The sequence below is a fragment of the Nocardia cyriacigeorgica NBRC 100375 genome, assembly GCF_000308555.1.
In the GTDB taxonomy this organism is placed as follows: Bacteria; Actinomycetota; Actinomycetes; order Mycobacteriales; family Mycobacteriaceae; genus Nocardia; species Nocardia cyriacigeorgica.
The window spans coordinates 1-18,343 of sequence record NZ_BAFY01000104.1; the positions used below are offsets into that span (position 1 = coordinate 1).

19 protein-coding genes are annotated in these 18,343 nt (G+C 66.1%); 12 read left to right on the top strand and 7 right to left on the bottom strand.

Translation table 11 applies throughout. The annotated features are described in order from the left end of the window. The 6 genes from RJ05_RS09920 to RJ05_RS09945 all read right to left on the bottom strand — a co-directional run. The coding region (locus RJ05_RS09920; RefSeq protein ID WP_036535931.1) for a DEAD/DEAH box helicase family protein at positions 1–1,823 on the bottom strand (1,823 nt) is incomplete at its 3' end. A 14-nt stretch (positions 1,824–1,837) separates the two neighbouring features. Next, complete coding sequence (locus tag RJ05_RS29875) at positions 1,838–3,016, bottom strand: restriction endonuclease subunit S (RefSeq protein ID WP_081597260.1); 1,179 nt, start codon at positions 3,014–3,016, stop codon at positions 1,838–1,840. After that, positions 3,013–4,521, bottom strand: coding sequence for a type I restriction-modification system subunit M (locus tag RJ05_RS09930; RefSeq protein WP_036535936.1), 1,509 nt, complete (start codon positions 4,519–4,521; stop codon positions 3,013–3,015). The genes RJ05_RS29875 and RJ05_RS09930 overlap by 4 nt, the downstream gene beginning before the upstream one ends. Before the next feature lie 139 nt (positions 4,522–4,660). Next, positions 4,661–5,071, bottom strand: a complete 411-nt coding sequence (locus RJ05_RS09935; RefSeq protein WP_234012287.1) for a hypothetical protein — start codon at positions 5,069–5,071, stop codon at positions 4,661–4,663. Beyond that, entirely contained in the window at positions 5,068–5,514 is a 447-nt protein-coding gene (locus RJ05_RS09940) for a DUF4254 domain-containing protein (protein WP_051016397.1), read from the bottom strand. The genes RJ05_RS09935 and RJ05_RS09940 overlap by 4 nt, the downstream gene beginning before the upstream one ends. A 2-nt stretch (positions 5,515–5,516) precedes the next feature. Further along, a complete protein-coding gene (locus RJ05_RS09945; RefSeq protein ID WP_138445738.1) occupies positions 5,517–6,002 on the bottom strand; it encodes a hypothetical protein in 486 nt (161 codons plus the stop codon). 205 nt (positions 6,003–6,207) lie between these two features. On the opposite strand from RJ05_RS09945, the gene RJ05_RS09950 reads away from it, so the two are divergent. The 9 genes from RJ05_RS09950 (at position 6,208) to RJ05_RS09990 (ending at position 14,215) form a co-directional block, all read left to right on the top strand. Beyond that, a complete protein-coding gene (locus RJ05_RS09950) occupies positions 6,208–7,062 on the top strand; it encodes a helix-turn-helix domain-containing protein (RefSeq protein WP_036535941.1) in 855 nt (284 codons plus the stop codon). Positions 7,063–7,078: 16 nt separating this feature from the next. Further along, a complete protein-coding gene (locus RJ05_RS09955) occupies positions 7,079–7,438 on the top strand; it encodes a DUF397 domain-containing protein (protein ID WP_036535943.1) in 360 nt (119 codons plus the stop codon). 372 nt (positions 7,439–7,810) lie between these two features. Continuing rightward, complete coding sequence (locus RJ05_RS09960; protein WP_051016398.1) at positions 7,811–9,298, top strand: HNH endonuclease signature motif containing protein; 1,488 nt, start codon at positions 7,811–7,813, stop codon at positions 9,296–9,298. A gap of 194 nt (positions 9,299–9,492) precedes the next feature. Then, a complete protein-coding gene (locus RJ05_RS30780) occupies positions 9,493–10,089 on the top strand; it encodes a DUF6508 domain-containing protein (RefSeq protein WP_138445737.1) in 597 nt (198 codons plus the stop codon). Between the two features lie 138 nt (positions 10,090–10,227). Next, a complete protein-coding gene (locus tag RJ05_RS09970) occupies positions 10,228–10,548 on the top strand; it encodes a GYD domain-containing protein (RefSeq protein ID WP_036535947.1) in 321 nt (106 codons plus the stop codon). Positions 10,549–10,640: 92 nt separating this feature from the next. Next, a complete protein-coding gene (locus RJ05_RS09975) occupies positions 10,641–11,291 on the top strand; it encodes a DedA family protein (RefSeq protein WP_036535969.1) in 651 nt (216 codons plus the stop codon). 9 nt (positions 11,292–11,300) lie between these two features. Further along, positions 11,301–12,392, top strand: a complete 1,092-nt coding sequence (locus tag RJ05_RS09980) for a sensor histidine kinase (RefSeq protein WP_249040577.1) — start codon at positions 11,301–11,303, stop codon at positions 12,390–12,392. After that, positions 12,380–13,048, top strand: coding sequence for a response regulator (locus RJ05_RS09985; RefSeq protein WP_036535952.1), 669 nt, complete (start codon positions 12,380–12,382; stop codon positions 13,046–13,048). The genes RJ05_RS09980 and RJ05_RS09985 overlap by 13 nt, the downstream gene beginning before the upstream one ends. Before the next feature lie 126 nt (positions 13,049–13,174). Continuing rightward, complete coding sequence (locus RJ05_RS09990) at positions 13,175–14,215, top strand: serine hydrolase domain-containing protein (RefSeq protein WP_036535954.1); 1,041 nt, start codon at positions 13,175–13,177, stop codon at positions 14,213–14,215. Positions 14,216–14,301: 86 nt separating this feature from the next. Here RJ05_RS09990 and RJ05_RS09995 read toward each other — a convergent pair whose 3' ends face one another. Further along, entirely contained in the window at positions 14,302–14,481 is a 180-nt protein-coding gene (locus tag RJ05_RS09995; RefSeq protein ID WP_036535955.1) for a hypothetical protein, read from the bottom strand. Between the two features lie 233 nt (positions 14,482–14,714). Between RJ05_RS09995 and RJ05_RS10000 the strand changes: the two genes are divergently transcribed. The 3 genes from RJ05_RS10000 to RJ05_RS10010 all read left to right on the top strand — a co-directional run bounded on the left by RJ05_RS10000 (position 14,715) and on the right by RJ05_RS10010 (position 17,972). Continuing rightward, the gene (locus tag RJ05_RS10000) at positions 14,715–15,917 is read left to right on the top strand and encodes an argininosuccinate synthase (protein WP_014350404.1); all 1,203 of its coding nucleotides are present in this window, start codon (positions 14,715–14,717) and stop codon (positions 15,915–15,917) included. A gap of 191 nt (positions 15,918–16,108) precedes the next feature. Then, positions 16,109–17,530, top strand: coding sequence for an argininosuccinate lyase (gene argH, locus RJ05_RS10005; RefSeq protein WP_036535957.1), 1,422 nt, complete (start codon positions 16,109–16,111; stop codon positions 17,528–17,530). Positions 17,531–17,648: 118 nt separating this feature from the next. Further along, positions 17,649–17,972 carry a DMT family transporter gene (locus RJ05_RS10010; protein ID WP_036535958.1) on the top strand — a complete coding sequence of 108 codons (324 nt, stop codon included), beginning with the start codon at positions 17,649–17,651 and terminating at the stop codon, positions 17,970–17,972. The last annotated feature ends 371 nt before the right edge of the window (positions 17,973–18,343 follow it).

Below are 18,343 nucleotides of genomic sequence, written 5' to 3' on the forward strand. Positions count from 1 at the left end.
AGCATCTGGTCGATGGTGTCGTGATTGAACAGGAACTTGTTGAGCGCGTGCGCGTCGACACTATCCGGGATGTCAGCGTCCTCGCGCCATTCGAGGTCTTCCCAATACTCCTTCTCCTCGTCGGAGAGCTCGGCGTATCGGATGCCGGTGCGCAGGAACTTCAACGGCACCGATTTCGCCACCGGCGGCACCAGATAGCCTTCGGCGACGGCTTGTTCCAGGTCGTAGACATCGGTCGGCACCCCTTCTTCCAAGTGGAACAGCCGATAGGTATTGCGGTCGATCTCGTTCTTCGGTGTCGCGGTCAAACCCACCAGCAGGGAGTCGAAGTGCTCGAAGATCGCCCCGTACTTCTGATACACCGAGCGGTGCGCCTCGTCGATGATCACCAGATCGAAGTATCCGGGCCCGAACGGGCGCTGTTTGGTGTCATCGATCTGGTTGATGAGGTTCAGCATCGTCGGGTACGTGGACACGTAGACGCGCGCGTTGGCGTCCTTGTCGGTGAGCAGGTTCACCGTCGGCACGCTCGGCAGATGCGTCTTGAACGCATTCGTCGCCTGCGACACCAGCACCTGCCGGTCGGCCAGGAACAGCACCCGCTTCACCCAGCCGGCCCGGATCAGCTGATCCACCAGCGCGATCACCGTGCGGGTCTTACCCGTCCCGGTGGCCATCACCAGCAGCGCTTGCCGCTGCTTATCATTCTCGAAGGCGTGGTTGATGCGCCCGATGGCGCGCTTCTGGTAGTGCCTGCCCGCAATCGCCTCGTTGATCGGTTCGGTGGACAGGCTCTTGCGCTTGGCCCGGCGCTGAATGAGCGTGCGCAGTTGGTCCTTGGTGTAGAAGCCCTGCACCGGCCGGGGCGGGTAGAAATCGTCATCCCAGATCTGGGTCTGGTGGCCGTTGGTGTAGAAGATGACCGGCCGCTGCCCGTGCTCGCGCTCCAGCGCATCCGCATACAGCGACGCCTGGTACTTGCCGGATTCCACACTTTTCGATGTCTGTTTGGCTTCGACCACCGCCAGCGGTTTGCCATTGTCGTCCCACAGCACGTAATCGGCTCTGCCCTTGCCGCTGGGCGTCGGCATTCCGCTGACCGGATACTCGCGGTCGTCGGGCCCCGACAACGTCCACCCTGCCTCGAGCAACAACAGGTCGATGTAATTCGTGCGGGTCTCGGCCTCGTTGTAATCGTGGTGATCCGGCACCGTGGCATTGGCCGCCTTCGCTGCCTTCACCTCGGCCCGCAGCCGCTTGACCTCGTCGTCGAGTTCCTTGCGCTGCCGCCGCTCCGCCGCCAGCTCCGCCTGCTGCGCGGCGAACTCGTCGGCCATCTGCCGGATCTCGGCCTGCTTCTTGCGCCGGACCTCCGCCGGCACCGGCCGCGGAATCAGCGAGGTATCGAACCGCTGCCCATCGAACGGCTTACCCGCCTCGGTGCGCGCATACGTGCGCCCCAGCCAATACAGCACATGAAACAGCTCCGACACGGCATTCACCGCATCTTGCGCGGGAATCTCGGTACTGCGGTGCACGGCGATATTCCCCCGCCGCCGCACCACATCCATCTTCGTGACGATCGCCGACCCCGCCACCTGTGTCAACGTCGGCTCATTGATCCTGGCGCTCAGATCATCCCGGTACGGCATGCGCAGCGCATCATCGGCCTTGAACAGCCAATTCAACGCCAGCTCCAGCGCCCGCCGCGCAAAGAAGCACGCCACCCGGGGATCACCGACCGCGCTGCGCTCCGCCCTGACGGCCTCGCCGTGCAGCTCCGGCCACTCGGCCAGCAGGAAGTCGAAGTTGCTCTCGGTCACGAAAATCCCTCCCCTTACAGATCTTTCAGGTCATCTTGCCAGAGTTCGCCACGGAAGGCGCGGGACTGGAGGGAGGAGAAGAGGGTGTCGAGGGCGTCCAGCTGACCAACCATTCGTAGCTTGTTTGCGTCTATTGCGGCGACGGTACGCGCAAAGGTTCTTTGCAGTTGCCGTGGAGGTAGGATCGTTGGTTGTGAAAGAACCTTGTATTGCGAGATATTCTTGACGCCATTTCCCGTCGACGATCGTCGGATTTGTTCGCGAAACCCTGGCTGTGAAAACAAGCCATGAACGAAACGCGGTTCAACCTGGCTGCTTTCATTCCATACAAAACGCCAGAGCTTGTCTGGTAGGGCATACCTTGGTTCGACTTGGTCGACAAACGTTGTCACGCCGATCAAGTCGGGATTACCATTGGCGCGGCAGAAGATGAGATCGCCCGGCCGTACGATGTGTGAATCCGGTGGACGATACTCGGCTGGTAGAGGTTTGCTTTCCGTTGGATAAAATGTTCCTGACGTTACTGCACTGACCTTCAGGACCCGAAACGCGGACTCGGAGCCATCCTGGCCTGGGGCCAAGCTCTTGCCGCTCTCGAACTTCTCAACAAAGTGCCCCACGGTTCCAATATCCCACCCACGGCTATTGGCAACAGGATCCCCGAACATGTCGAGGAAGATGGATTGGGCGAGGTCGTCGAGGAGGGCGATGGACTTCCGCCGCTTCTCCCGGAGCGCATCCACATGATCCAGCACCTCCGCGATCCGCCGCTGCTGGGCGATTGGAGGGACTGGGATCATCATCTCGGCGATGTCTTGGCTATTGACCTGCTTGAAAGTCGCGCCCTTTCCCTTGGCTGCGAGTTCGTTGGACGAGAAGCCCAGCCAATTCCACAGGTATCGAATGTCGATGCAATCGTTGGGGCGCAGTGAAGCGACTCCTCGACCGATGCAGTATTCCTTGTCGGCCAGGACTTTATCACCGATCGACGCGCGGATTCCAAGAAGAATGTCGCCGGAGCGTGACAGCTTCGATGGTTTTGTTGTGTACTTCTTCGGGGCAGGTGACCCTTGATTGAAGTCGCCAGCACCTGCAATCAAAGGCCAACCATCGCTGTCAGTGTTGTAAGACTCGCCAGGTGGAGCCTGCCCCATGATGATAGTGGTAACGGAATCGAGTCTTTCCAGCTTCATGCCAGCATCCCCTTCAAATCCGACATACCCTGCTGAATCTCCCCCTCGATCAACTCCAACTCCTCGATGATCTCCATAGGCGGCCGGTGCTCGATCTCCTCGTGCACAATCTCCTTGTACCGATTGAGGCTGAGGTCGTACTCCTGTGCTGCGATATCCGCCTTCGATACACAGAAGCTCTGCTCGGTGCGTTCACGTTCGCGTTCGCTGGTGGTGCGCCGGGACCAGCGGGCCAGCACGTCGGGCAGGTTGTTCTTCACGTGCTCGTCCTCGGTGAGAGCAGCAGCGACACCGAGCTTTTCGTCCGGAAGCTGCGGATTGCGCTTGTCGTCGAGGCTGAATCCGTCGGCAGTAACGTCGTAGAACCACACGTGGTCGGTTTCGTCGTCCTTGGTGAAGAACAGGATCGCGGTCGACACTCCCGCGTACGGTTTGAACACCCCGGAGGGCAGTTTCACCACGGCGTCGAGTCCGTGCTCTTCGACCAGGATCTTGCGTAGTTCCTTGTGCGCCTTGGTAGATCCGAACAGCACGCCGTCGGGAACGATGACGGCAGCCTTGCCTCCGGTCTTGAGCAGGCGCAGGAACAACGCCAGGAACAGCAGCTCGGTCTTCTTGGTCTTCACCACCTGGAGCAAGCCCTTCGCGGTGGTCTCGTAGTCCAGGCTGCCGGCGAAGGGCGGGTTGGCGAGGATCATCGAGTAGCGGCCCTCTTCGCCCGACACCGATTCGGCGAGCGAATCCCGGTAGCGGATATCGGGGTGCTCGATCTGGTGCATGAGCATGTTCATGCTGGCGATGCGCAGCATGGTGGAGTCGAAGTCGAAGCCGTGGAACATGCTGCGGTGGAAGTGATCCTGCTGCGCGGAGTCGAGTAGGGCGTCGCGGTGGGTGCGCTGGATGTATTCGGCGGCGCCGACCAGGAAGCCCGCGGTACCGCAGGCTGGGTCGCAGATCTCGTCGCTGGGGCCGGGCGCCATCATGGCGACCATCAGCTCGATGATGTGGCGCGGGGTGCGGAACTGGCCGTTCTGGCCGGCTGTCGCGATCTTGGACAGCATGTACTCGTACAGATCGCCCTTGACGTCGCCGCCCTCGGCGAGCGGCAGTTCGTCGAGCATATCGACGGCTTTGGTGAGCAGGCTCGCCGTGGGGATGGTGAACCGGGCGTCCTTCATATGCTCGCCGTAGGTGGATTCCTCGCCGCCGAGCAGCCGCAACCAGGGGAAGACGTCATCGCGCACGGTCCGCAGCAGCTGCTCCGGTGCGAGCTCACGGAATTTCGACCACCGCAGCGGCTCGGTGTCGGCGTCGAAGATCGGGTTCTCGATCGGCCGCCCACTCCGGTTGGCCTTGCGTTCCTTGCCGGTCTGCAGGTCGTCGAGGCGCTTGAGGAACATCAGGTAGGTGATCTGCTCGATCACCTCCAGCGGATTCGAGATGCCACCCGACCAGAACGCATCCCACAACCGGTCGATCTTGCTCCGCAGTTCCCCAGTGATCATGGCGGGAACGTTAGCCGAGGGCGCCGACAGATTTCGCGGGAGTGAGGTATTCGGAGTGCATCGAGCGATACCCAGCTCAGCGTCGGCCGAAGCTGCGATGTCGCCGGGCGGGCACCGCCGATGCGGAATCGACTCGTCGCTACCGGAAGATTGCGGGCGTAGTGGTGGATGCGAGCTGGTCGGCGAGGTCCTGATACATGTCGCCCAGCTCGGTCAGTCGCACTGTGGCGTCATACACCAGTGCATCGGGTGCATGGGCCAGCATGATGTAGGCCTCGACCGTGAGCGCGGCGATATCGTCGACCAACCGGCCCACCCCGTGCATCCCGCCGGAACCGGGTCGGGCACTCACCGCGACCCAGAGGTCGATCGCGACACGAAGGCGGCTGCGGTGCCGGTCCAGTGCGGCCGAACCCGTCGCCGGTGTCTGTTCGCGTGCCTGGTGGATCGCGGCCAGCTCGCCCGCGGCATCCAGGATCGGGTGGTCGCGGGCCGGCAGGCCGCGGCAGGCGGCGAGCAGCAGTTCTTTGCGGGGCAGGGCGGTGTTCACCAGTGGTCTCCAAGGATCGGCAGACGGCGTTGTCCGCGAACGACTTCGGTGGCGCAATCGGTGTATCCGGTGACGAGTTCGGCGAGCCGATGCCAGGCGCTGTGCACGCGCGGGTCGGCGGGCGGGACGGTCATCAGTAGCCGATAGGCGTGGACCTGCGCGCCGGCGATCCGGTCGATCATGGTGCCCGCAGATTCGGTGTGCAGGGGCGCGCCGGGGCGCGGGACGGGTAGCCGGGCGGTCAGCCACAAGTCGATGGCCGCGATGAGCCCGGTGCGCCGCCACAGCAGATCCGCCGGGTCGGCGGTGGCGTCGAGTTCGCTGCGGTGCGCCGCGCCCAGCCGACTCGCCAGCCGCGCCACCGGATGGCCCGACACATGGTGCCCGCGGATAGCGGTGAGCAGCTCGTCGCCGCCGACGAAAATCGCCGGTTCGGGACGCATCGTCAATACCCGCACGGCCGGGTGGACGCCCACATCTCCAGGACCTCGCGGGCCGCAGCGAGCACCGCCGACCGTCGCGGCAAGGTCAGCGGGCCGGGGCTGGGAGCGCACGCCCAGTAGCGGTCGAACTCGATCTCCGGCACCGGCAGGACAATCCTTGACCCGGCCGGCATGGTCGCGACCCCGCGCCGGCTCACCGCATCGAGCGTGCGCACCCCGACCCGGCCGTCCGGCGTGGCCAGGAATATCCAATGCGAGTTCGCCTTCGACACCCCGATGACCGGCACCGACGGCTCATCCCGCAGCGCCTGCCGGACACTCCAAGCGAGCCGAGGGGGCATCTGCACCGCCGCGAGCGACTGGGTCGTGTACAGGGCCGCATGCCCGTCGACGAGCTCGGCGGGCATGCCGAAGTCGCGGCGGTAGCGGAGCACGGCTGTGCGGATGTGGTGATCGGGGGAGGCGTGGTCGAGCGTGGGAGTCGTCATCTGCGTCACCGCTCTGGCAGGTCGTCTACCTGCCTGTTCGAAGGTATGTACCTGGTCGCGGAAGAGCATAGCCATGATTGGCTGTATATATACAGAAATTGATGTAGATGGCTGTAATTGGCATGTCTGTATCGAAGTGCGATGCTCTGGTCGCGTGCTATGCGAGGGTGTCCGATGTAGCTGACGCCCAGATTGTGAGGATGAAGTGCCGGACCGTCGTTCTGACCCCGCCGCGCTGCGGTTCCTGATTGGACATGACCTGCGAGTGTCGCGTGAACGCGCGGGGATGAAGCAGGCGGAGGCGGCGCGGGTGCTCGGCTGCAATCAGCCCAAGATCAACTATCTGGAGACCGGCAAAACGCAACAGAAGCCGCACGAAACGACGGCGCTGCTCAAGGCGTACGGCGCAAGTGTCGAGCACATCGACCGAATCGCTTCGCTGGCCGGGCAAGCGGACCGGGCGACCTGGTGGGCGCCGTTCTCCGATGTCCTTCCGGACTGGTTCAGGACCTTCGTCGGGTTGGAAGGCTTGGCCACGAGCCAGTTTGTCTACCGGTCGAAGACCATCCCCGGGCAGATGCAGACAGAGGAGTACGCGAGGACCCTGCTGGAAGGCAGCCTGCAAATCGCGTTGATGGACGCGCCGCAGGCGGTTCGGAGCCGGATGGCGCGGCAGCGACTGGCCGATGATGACCATCCCCTGCATATACGGGCCGTCATCGAGGAATCGGTGCTCGATCGGATGGTCGGCGGACCGAGAGTGATGCTGGGGCAACTTCGGCACCTGCTCGACCTCATGCAGCGCGACAACGTCGAACTGCGGATCATGCCGACTCGTGTCGCAGTCCATGACGGTTTGGACGACGAGTTCACCCTGCTGGACTTCGACGCGGCGCAAGGTATCGGCTACTTGGAGCACGCCGCAGGCGCGCTGTACGTGCAGGATCAGGACCAGGTGCGGCTCTATAGAATGATGGCGGACCGTCTGTGTAGCGCCGCGCTATCGACGTCCGAGTCCATAGATGCGATCACCGAGCGCATCGATAAGCTGCATGAATGAGTTCGGAGTGCCCTGAATGAAGACCATAGCTCTCGCGTGGCGTAAGTCCAGCTACAGCGGGACCAACGGGGGCGAGTGCGTAGAGGTTGCCTACACCAGCGAATCCGTACTCATCCGCGACACCAAATACCTGCGCAACCCCGCGAACGACCCCGCGGCCCAGCCTGTCATCACGCTGCCGGCCTCCGTTTGGCCGGCGTTCCTCGCCGCGGCCTGCGCCCACGCCTCGCACGCCATTGCCGGCGCCCCGGCGATCACTCGTCACCGCGACGGCTCGGTCACGCTCACCGGCTCCGCCGCCACCCTGCACTACACCGCGGGGGAGTGGCGCGCCTTCCTGGCGGGTGTCCGTGACGGAGAGTTCGTCGCGGTCTGACCTGCCGATCAGATCGGCACCTTCCCGTTTCGGTGGCAGACGTACTCGCGCCGCATCATCGACGTGCCATGCGTCGTCGGACCCACCGTCGCGAATGGGCCGACTGCTAGGGGCCGGAAACGACGAAGCGGGCGTCGGACCGGGCGTCGCTGCCCTGCGTCGTGGCACCTCAGCGCCGCCGCGAGGTCTCCGGCTGAGTCGGCTCAGTCTTGAAGTGTTGCCGCTGGGCCGCCGGGAGTGCTGCGGCGACGGCCCCGCTGCCGAAACTTCGTTGTTCCACAAGAGGTTTCGGGCATTTGTCCAGTGTGAAGATGTGGATATCAGATGCGGTTTCTGCTGATTCTGGGGCGTTGCTTGGGTTAGGATTCGAACATGAGTTCGAGTGGGGGAATCGGCGAAGACAGTGCAGCAGCGGCACTGCATGCCGCCGTCACCGATCTGCTCGACGAACCCCTCACACCGATCACCGATGATGGCGTCATTGGTCTGATGCGCGACGTGGAGCGCTGCACGCGAATGCTGACCATGGTCCGCCACCGCCTGCTCATGGAAGCCTCCGATCGGTCCCTGCCCGCCCGTTATGGGTCGAAATCGTTGAAACGCTTCCTGATGGAAACGCTGAACCTTGCCAGCGCCGACGCAGGCGCCCGCGTCCACCAAGCGCAATCGGTCGCATCCTTCCACGACATGGCCGGTGAACCGGTCGACCCGCGGCTGCCACATACCGCGCAAGCATTGACCGCCGGTGATATTTCCGCCGATCACGCTCGCGGTATCGCAGCAGCGATCAACCGTGTCCCGCGTGGCGCGTCCGCCGATGACCGCGCTGCTGCCGAGGAGATCCTCACCGACTTCGCCCGCACCGGCTCCCCCGACGATATCGGCAAAGTCGGCGACAGAATCCTCGCCTACCTCGACCCCGACGGCCGCCTCACCACCGACCATGACCGAGCCCGCATGCGCGGCATCACCATCGGCCGTCAACGCCCCGACGGGATGAGCCCCATCCGCGGCGAGGTCGACCCCGTGCTGCGCGCTTTGCTGGATCCGTTGCTGGCCAAGTACGCCCGCCCGGGCATGTGCAATCCGGACGACCCCACCAGCCCCGGCGACACCGATTCGGTGGACCCGGCGGTGCTTGCCGAGGCCGCCGCCCGCGACCACCGCACACCCGCCCAACGCAACCATGACGCACTCGAAGCGCTCCTGGCATCCGGCGTCATCAGCGAACAGCTCGGCACCCACCGCGGAGTCCCGGTCGCAACAATATTGACGATGTCTGTCGGCGACGTGGAACGCGAAGCCGGAGTCGCGACCACCGCCACCGGCGGCACCGTACCGATCCGGGACGCCCTGGAATTGGCCGGGAGGTCACAACCCTGGCTGGCGGTGTTCGACCACGCCGGGCTCCCACTACATCTCGGGCGGATGAAGCGGCTCGCGTCCCGGGATCAGCGTTTGGCGTTGATCGCCGCCCTGAAGGGCTGCTCCCGCCCTGGATGCAACGCGCCCGCGAGTATGTGCGCGGTCCACCACGTGCTGGACTACCGCAAGAACGGCAGCACCGACATCGAGAATCTCACCCTCGCCTGCGATGCCTGCCACGCGTTGATCCACGATGGCCCCGGCGGATGGAAAACCCGGATCGAAGGGCCTCGCTCCGCGTATGCCGGGCGTACCTCGTGGATCGCCCCACCGCATATCGACCCGCAACAGAAGCCGCGAATCAACCACCGCCACAATGCCAGCGAACTACTCGCCCAAGCACTCTCACGTATCCACCTGCGCCACGAACGCGACCGCGAACAACACCGACAATGGCGACGCCAACAAACACAACCCCAGCCAACCGCGGCATGATCGGACGATCGCATGGGGCGGGCGGAGCCGCTGGGCGGCGCCGGCCGCGGATTGCCGGATGAATAGTCGGCCGAGACATCACTGCACCGGCCCATACAGTCGCCCGGCTGACGTCGCGGTGTGGCGTCTCGGCTGACATGGGTTGGTAATCTGCCTGGCGTAGAGACGGTTTGAGAAATCGGGGGATTCTTGGCATGGCTGGATGGTGGAGAAGACGCTCAGACAAGAATTCATGGCATTTTCCACCCTGCTACTCCAGGAAGGAGAAGGCCAGGATTATCGCTCAGTTCGCGGAGTTCGATCGCGACCGCCGACAAGCCGAGGCCGACGCTCTGGCCAACCCCTATCGTCCCGACCCGAGCGACGATCCCGCCATCGAAGCCGCCCTGCGCGCTGCGCCGCGGGAAGCGTGGGAACGGCTGTGGTCTGCGGTAGACCAACTCCTCGTGGAGGACCAGGCGTCGCACGGGACTATGCGGTTCGAGAACACTGACGGCTCGCTGTGCATGCCGCACGTCGACTACAGCAAGTCGGTCGATCGGGTCGTCGAGTCCCTGTACGAGGTCGATGCGATCGTGAGCTTCCCGTGGATGAAGTGGAAGCTGCGCAGCGTGTACCCGGGTGGTCGGGGCTTGGAAGCAGCCCCGGTCGCCGATGCCGCCCGCGTGCTCACCGCCGTCGTGCGTGCCGAGCGTTTCAACGACGGCGTCATCCTTGCGGCGCTGGGCGACGGCACGCTGCAGGCGGCACTGAACAGGCTGCGCACCTGGTACGAGGATCAGCCGGCTTGATGCCGCCGATCGGTATCACCACAGTCACGGTGCCGCATCAGTGGGGTGACGGCATCGCCGCAAGTCAGCCTGGGGCAGAGGCCGAGACCTAGGGTCGGGACTGGCCGGGATCGTCCTGCGAGAAGGAGGCGTCGCGTTATGCCGAAGTACTTGTGGCGGGTCAGTTACACCCAGGAGGGGGCGTCCGGGTTGCTCGCGCAGGGCGGCAGTGCCCGCCGGGCGGCGATCACGGAGATGGTGGAGAGCGTGGGCGGGCATGTCGAGGCCTGCTATTTCGCGTTCGGTGAGGATGATCTGTTCGTGATCGGTGACGCGCCCGACGAGGTGTCGGCTGCCGCGCTCGCCATCCGCACCGCGGCGTCGGGTGCCGCGATCTCGCATACGGTGCCGTTGCTGACACCCGAGCAGGTGGATCAAGCGGTGGCACGGGAAGTCACGTACACACCGCCGACGCCGTAGCCGCCGGGGTGCGGTAATCCGCACCCCGATCCCGCGCAAACCGGTGGATAACCGCAGTGACCTGCGTGTTCGTCGTTCATATCGTGCCGGGTATGAACTTCGTACACGCCATGACACAGACCGAGACCGGCGATCTGGGCGGCCTCGCGGGCCTCGCGGTGCGCCTGATGGAGCAGCTGGGTGCGCCGGGGGCGGGGCTCGCGGTGGCCGCCGAGAATCTGTTCCCGCCGATTCCGAGTGAGGTGATCCTGCCGCTGGCCGGGTTCGCGGCCTCGCGCGGTGAGATCTCGCTGGCCGCGGCCATCGTGTGGACCACCATCGGTTCGGTTTTCGGCGCGCTGCTGCTGTATCTGATCGGGCAGGCTTTCGGGCGCCGGCGAATGTACGCGTTGTTCGATCGGTTGCCGCTGGTGAATGCCGTGGACCTCGAGCGCAGCGAAGAGTGGTTCGCCAGGCACGGCGACAAGGCAGTGTTCCTCGGCCGGATGGTGCCGCTCGTGCGGAGTCTGGTGTCGGTGCCCGCCGGGGTCGAGGCCATGCCGCTGGGACGGTTCCTGGTGCTGACCGCCGCCGGAAGTGCCCTGTGGAACTCGACATTCGTGCTCGCCGGATACGCCTTGGGCGAGAACTGGACGCGCGTCGAGCCGTACGCGGACATCCTGCAGAAGCTGGTGATCGTCGCGGTGATCGCGGCCGCCGGGCTGTTCGTGGTGCGTCGCGTCCGGTCCGTGCGCGCCCGTTAGGGTCGGATCGTGATCGCGCACCTTCGGCACTCGTTGGAGAGTTCATGCCGTGCGGTGGTGGGAGTGGTCGTCGGTGCGGCTGCGGCAGTGGCAGGTGTCGCGGTGCTGGCGGGCGGCGGCCGGGATGCGTTGCGTGATGCGGCGCGGCGTGATCGCGCACGGTTGCTGCGCTGGTTCGGCGCCGATGTCGTCCGCGACCTGCCGGACCGCGATCCGTCGGGATACCTGCTCGTACGTCTGGCCTACGGTCCGCTGGCCGGTCTCGCCGTGGCGGCGGTGCTGATCGCGAGCACCGGGTACGCCGGGTGGGGGCTCGTGCTGCTGGTCCGCGGCCGCATCCCGGCCGCCGACGGCCTCGCCGCGCTCATCGTCGCCGCGATCGCGTTCTACCTCGCGATTCGCCTGGCGATGATCGTCGGGCAGTGGGATATCCGGCTGGCGCTGCGCACCCTCGGCAGCGATCCGGCCCAGTACCGGCTGCGTGAACTCCAGCGCACCCGCGCCGACGTGGTCACCGCGATCGATGACGAGCGGCGCCGCATCGAACGCGCCCTGCACGACGGCATCCAGCAACGTGTCGTCGCACTCGCGTTGGAGATCGGCCGGGCCCGGCGCACCGCCGAACGCGCCGACGAGCGGCTCGCGGCCCAACTCGACCGCGCGGTCGATCAGGCCCAGACCCTGCTCACCGAACTGCGTGAGGTGGCGTGGCGCATCTACCCTGCCGTCCTCGACGAGCACGGTCTCGTCGCCGCCTTGGAAGGGCTGTCGGCGCACACATTTCTGCCGGTGGACCTGGATCTACAGCTGGATACACCACCACCGCGCGATGTCGCGGCCGCCCTGTATTACGTTGCCGCCGAAGCAGTCACGAACGCGACCAAACATTCCGGCGCCGACCGGGTGTCGGTGCGAGTGGCGGCCGACGGTCACACCGTCACCCTCACCGCCACCGATGACGGCCGCGGTGGAGCCGAGCCGTCCGGGTCGGGCTTGACCGGCCTGCGCCGCCGGGTCGCCGCGCTCGACGGCACACTATCGGTCCAGAGCCCGCCGGGAGGGCCGACTGTTGTGGAAGCGAGGATTCCGTGCGCATCGTGATCGCCGAGGACTCTGCCCTGCTACGAGAGGGGCTGGCTCGCTTGCTCGCCGACGAGGGGCACGAGGTGGTGGCCGCGGTGGGCAACGCGGTCGAACTCGACCACGCCGTGGCGGCCGAGGTGCCCGATCTCGTGCTGCTGGATGTGCGGATGCCGCCGACCTTCTCCACCGAGGGCATCGACGCGGCCCGCCGTCTCAAGGACGAGCATCCGGAGCTCGCCGTGCTCGTGCTCTCGCAATACGTGGAGCATCGCAATGCCACCAGCCTGCTCACCAGCGGGCTCGGCGGTATCGGTTATCTGCTCAAGGACCGGGTCTCGGATGTCGATGCCTTCCTCACCGACCTCGAGCGGGTCGCGGCAGGTGGCACCGCGTTCGATCCGGAAGTGGTGCGGCAACTGTTCACCAATATGCGCCGCGCCGACCCGATCGCCGCCCTCACCGACCGCGAACGCGAGGTCCTCGAAGCGCTGGCGCAGGGACTGACGAACACCGGCATCGCCGACCGCCTGCACATGTCGGTGAGCGCGGTGGAAAAGCACGTCAACGCGATCTTCGGCAAGCTCGAACTGCCCAAGGACACCGAGCGCAGCCGGCGGGTGGGTGCGGTGCTGCTGTATCTCGAAAGCATGGACTCGGGACGTGTGCAGCCCTGACCCTGCGGAAAACCGCATGCGATCCGGCGGCCGACCGCAGCGCGCAGGAGGACGCGCGTTCCTAGCGTTTCCGGTGTGAAAACAGTGATTCGACCCGCACGATGGCTCTCCGTCGTAGCGCTTGTGATGATCTCGGCACTGCTGACCATCGTGACGTCGGGCGGCGCCTCGGCCCGCGAGCACACCATGGAGATGCTCGTCAACGCACCCACCGAAGCATCGGCGACCGTATTGACGGTGGACGGCACGACGTGGACGGCCGGAACCCGCACGCCTGGAACCTCGGAGCCGGTTACCGGCGGCGAGCATTTCCGGATCGGCAGCATCACCAAGACCTTCGTCGCCACCGTCGTCCTGCACATGGTCGACGAACACCTGGTCGAGCTGGACGCGCCGATCGAGAAGTACCTTCCGGATGTCGTGCGCGACGGCGACCGGATCACAGTCCGCCAGATCCTCCAGCACACCAGCGGTATTCCGGACTATATGAAGACACCCGGCTGGTCGACCAACCGCTGGCGCGGCGACGACCGGTTCCGCGATTACCGCCCGAACGAACTCCTCCAGCAGGCTTTCACCCGTCCACCGGATTTCGCGCCCGGCGCGAAGTTCCGCTACTCCAACAGCAATTACATCGTCGCGGGACTGTTGATCGAGGCGGTCACGGGAAATCCGTACGGCTCCGAGATCGAACGCCGCATCCTGCGTCCGCTGGACTTGAACGCAACCTCACTGCCCGGATCGAATCCGCGAGTGCCCGACCCCGCCCTGCGCGCCGCCTCGGACATCGACGGCCGCCGGGTCGAGGTCACCGAACAGAACGAAACCCTCGACTGGGCCGCGGGCGAGATGATCTCCACCCAGGCCGACCTCGCTACCTTCTTCGATGCTCTGCTCGGCGGCCGCCTGCTCTCCGAGAAGACGCTCGCCGAGATGCGCCGCACTGTCCCGATGGGCTCCGGTTTCCATTACGGCCTCGGCCTCGAGCGGTTCGATCTGCCCTGCGGCGGCCGGATATGGGGACACGGCGGGCAGCTGCTCGGCTATGTCACCTACGCCTACCGCCGTGACGACGGCCGCAACTTCACGTTGCTCGAGGTGTCGGGCACCGATGACGGGTTCCTGCGATTCGCTGCCATGGCGACCGCGGCCTACTGCCCGCGCTGACAGCCGAGTATCCGGCCCGCCGCAGCGCGGACTGTGTCGGTATGCGATCCGGCGCGGTGACCCTCGGGCGCCGCGCCGGATCACCCTCAGTAGTTGCGGCCCGGCGGATACTCGGAGAAGAACTGCTGCAACAGCGGCGTCGCCACGTCGAGTCCGTGCTTGGCGAGGCCGAGGGCGGCGTTGCCGAGGTTGATCACGACGAAACCGATCAGGTCGCGGTTCTGTTCGGCCAGGTCGCGGAGTGGTTCGATGATGTTGGTGAACATGGTGTCGGTCCTTCGGCATGGATGCGCATGGACACGGCCTACATTTCCACAGCGGAGAGGCGGGGCCAAGGCTCTTCGGGCAGAATCTGCGCAGGCAGCGGCCATCGCGACCCCGGTTATGAATGAGATTGCATCATCATGCATAATCATTTCCAGGCGCGAGCCGAACCGGCGACCAGCATGCTGCCGGCGAGCAGCCGCGCAGACCCACACAGACTTAGGAGCACCAGATCATGTCCGATCGCGTCGTACTCGCCTACTCCGGTGGGCTGGACACCTCCGTGGCCATCAGCTGGATCGGCAAGGAGACCGGCGCCGAGGTCGTGGCCGTGGCCATCGACCTGGGGCAGGGCGGCGAGGACATGAACGTGGTGCGCCAGCGCGCGCTCGACTGCGGCGCCGTCGAGGCCATCGTGGTCGACGCCCGCGACGAGTTCGCCGACGACTACTGCCTGCCCACCATCCAGGCCAACGCCCTCTACATGGGCCGCTACCCGCTGGTGTCAGCGATCAGCCGCCCGCTCATCGTCAAACACCTGGTGGAGGCGGCCAAGTTCCACGGCGCCAGCACCGTCGCGCACGGCTGCACCGGTAAGGGCAACGACCAGGTGCGCTTCGAGGTCGGCATCGGCGCGCTCGCGCCCGACCTCAATGTGATCGCGCCGGTGCGCGACTACGCCTGGACCCGCGAGAAGGCCATCGCGTTCGCCGAGGAGAACGCGCTGCCGATCAACGTCACCAAGAAGTCGCCGTTCTCCATCGACCAGAACGTGTGGGGCCGCGCCGTCGAGACCGGCTTCCTCGAGGATCTGTGGAACGCGCCCACCAAGGACGTCTACGACTACACCTCCGACCCGACGGTCAACTTCGAAGCGCCCGACGAGCTGATCGTCACCTTCGAACGCGGTGTGCCGGTGGCCATCGACGGCCGCCAGGTCAGCGTGCTGGAGGCCATCGTCGAGCTGAACAAGCGGGCGGGCCGCCAGGGTGTGGGCCGCCTCGACATGGTCGAGGACCGGCTCGTCGGCATCAAGAGCCGCGAGATCTACGAGGCGCCCGGCGCCATCGCGCTGATCGCCGCGCACCAGGAGCTGGAAGCGGTCACCATCGAGCGCGAGCTGGGCCGTTACAAGCGTCAGGTCGAGCAGCGCTGGGGCGAGCTGGTCTACGACGGCCTGTGGTTCTCCCCGCTCAAGCGCGCCCTGGACGCCTTCGTCGGCGAAACCCAGGAGCACGTGTCCGGCGATATCCGGATGGTGCTGCACGGCGGCAACGTCGTCGTCAACGGCCGCCGCAGCGAGCAGTCGCTCTACGACTTCAACCTGGCCACCTACGACGAGGGCGACACCTTCGACCAGTCGCTGGCCAAGGGCTTCGTGCAGATCCACGGCCTGTCGTCCAAGGTGGCCGCGCGCCGCGATCTCAACCAGAAGTAATTCCGTGACCGGATGATGCCGGGCCGGCTGCCGGAGGGCAGGGCCCGGCATCGCCGTGTCGGCCGCCGATTGCCGGGACCGCGCCCAGCACGGGCATGCGGTGTCCGGCCGGTTACCGTAGTGCCCGATGTGCCCGGCGCGGGCCGAAGCGCCGGGCACCCGCAACCAGAACCCGGAGGAGACAGCACACCATGACGCAGAGCGGTGCGACCAACGAAGGTGCGCTCTGGGGCGGCCGATTCGCGTCCGGGCCGGCCGAGGCGATGGCTGCGCTGAGTAAATCGACCCATTTCGACTGGGCGCTGGCTCCCTACGACATCCGGGCCTCCAAGGCGCACGCCAGGGTGCTGCACAAGGCGGGGCTGCTCTCCGACAGCGACCTCGACGGCATGCTGGCCGCCCTCGATCAGCTCGCCGCCGACGTCGCCTCGGGCGCGTTCGGTCCCGCCGACTCCGACGAGGACGTGCACGGCGCGCTCGAACGCGGCCTCATCGAACGCGCGGGCACCGAGCTCGGTGGCCGCCTGCGGGCCGGTCGGTCCCGCAACGATCAGGTGGCGACGCTGTTCCGGATGTGGCTGCGTGATGCGGTGCGCCGGATCGCGGCCGGGCTGCTCGAGGTGGTCGACGCCCTCGTCGCGCAGGCCGCCGCGCATCCGGACGCGGTGATGCCGGGCAAGACCCACCTGCAGGCCGCGCAGCCGGTGCTGCTGGCCCATCAGCTGCTCGCGCACGCCCATCCGCTGCTGCGCGACATCGACCGGCTGCGTGATTTCGACAAGCGCGCCGCTGTCTCGCCGTACGGCTCCGGTGCGCTCGCGGGCTCCTCGCTGGGCCTGGATCCCGAGCAGATCGCCACCGACCTCGATTTCGCTGCCGCCGCCGCGAACTCCATCGACGCCACCTCCGCCCGCGATTTCGCCGCCGAGGCCGCGTTCGTGCTCGCCATGATCGGGGTGGATCTGAGCCGGATGGCCGAAGAGGTGATCATCTGGAGCACACCGGAATTCGGCTACATCACCCTCGCCGACGCCTGGTCCACCGGGTCGTCGATCATGCCGCAGAAGAAGAACCCGGACGTCTCCGAACTCACCCGCGGCAAGGCGGGCCGCCTGATCGGCAACCTGACCGGCCTGCTGGCCACGCTCAAGGCGCAGCCACTGGCCTACAACCGCGATCTCCAGGAGGACAAGGAGCCGCTGTTCGACTCGGTGGCGCAGCTCGAACTGCTGCTGCCCGCCATCGCGGGTCTGGTCTCGACGCTGACCTTCCACACCGAACGCATGGCCGAGCTCGCGCCCGCGGGCTTCACCCTCGCCACCGATATCGCGGAATGGCTGGTGCGCCAAGGTGTTCCGTTCCGGGTCGCGCACGAAGCCGCCGGTGCGTGCGTGCGCGCCGCGGAAGCGCGCGGCGTCGGCCTGGACGAGCTGACCGATGAGGAGTTCGCCGCGGTCGACCCGGCCCTCACCCCGCAGGTGCGCGAGGTGCTGACCGTCGCCGGTTCGATCGCCTCGCGTAACTCCCGCGGCGGTACGGCCGGCGTGCGGGTCGCCGAGCAGCTGGACGAGGTGCGTGCCGCCGCGGCCGAGGCTCGAGCCTGGGTGTCCTGAATCCCGTTCGGTAGCGGCGTGCGAGGCGGGCGGCGGCTCGCCGTGCCGACAGCCGGTGCGTGCGAACCGGTCTCGTGGCCCGGGGGAGGGGAGCGGGGCCGTTCGCTAGTCTGCGGCCATGACCTTCCTGTTTCTGGCGCTGGCGATCGTGTCCGAGATCTCGGCGACCGTATCGCTCAAACTGTCCGAGGGCTTCACCAAGCTGGTTCCGTCGGTGGTGGTCGTCATCGGGTACGGCGCGGCCTTCGCCTTCCTTTCGCAAGCCTTGAAGCGGGGGATGGCGGTCGGGGTGGCTTACGGGATCTGGTCGGCTGTCGGGGTGGCGGCGGTGGCGGTCATCGGTGCGCTGTTCCTGGACGAACGGCTGAGTCTGGTGCAGGTCGGCGGGATCGTGCTGGTGATCCTGGGCGTGGTGGCGCTGGAATTGGGTGGGGCGCACTGAGTTTCGGTCCAGACGGGCGGAAGCTGACAGGCGAGTGTGATCGATGTGGTTACTTAGATATTCGCATCTAACTATGTAAAGTCCTCTCGGTGAAGCGACACGACTGGACCCGGCCCCCGCAAGGACGAGGCGGGATCCTCACCGGCGGCCCGTTCGGCACCGATACGCTCCGCAGCACCGCACCCACTCGTAGCATGGGCGCCCGGACAGATCCCCGCGACGGAGCGAAGGAAGCGCGCGATGCAGCCACACATCTCCGACACCGCGCTGGCGATGCTGCACGATCGGGCGATCGCGGTGGTCGACCGGTTCGCCGCCGAACTGCCGCTCTACGAGGGATTGCCGCAATCGCTGATCGAAGGCGATTTCCT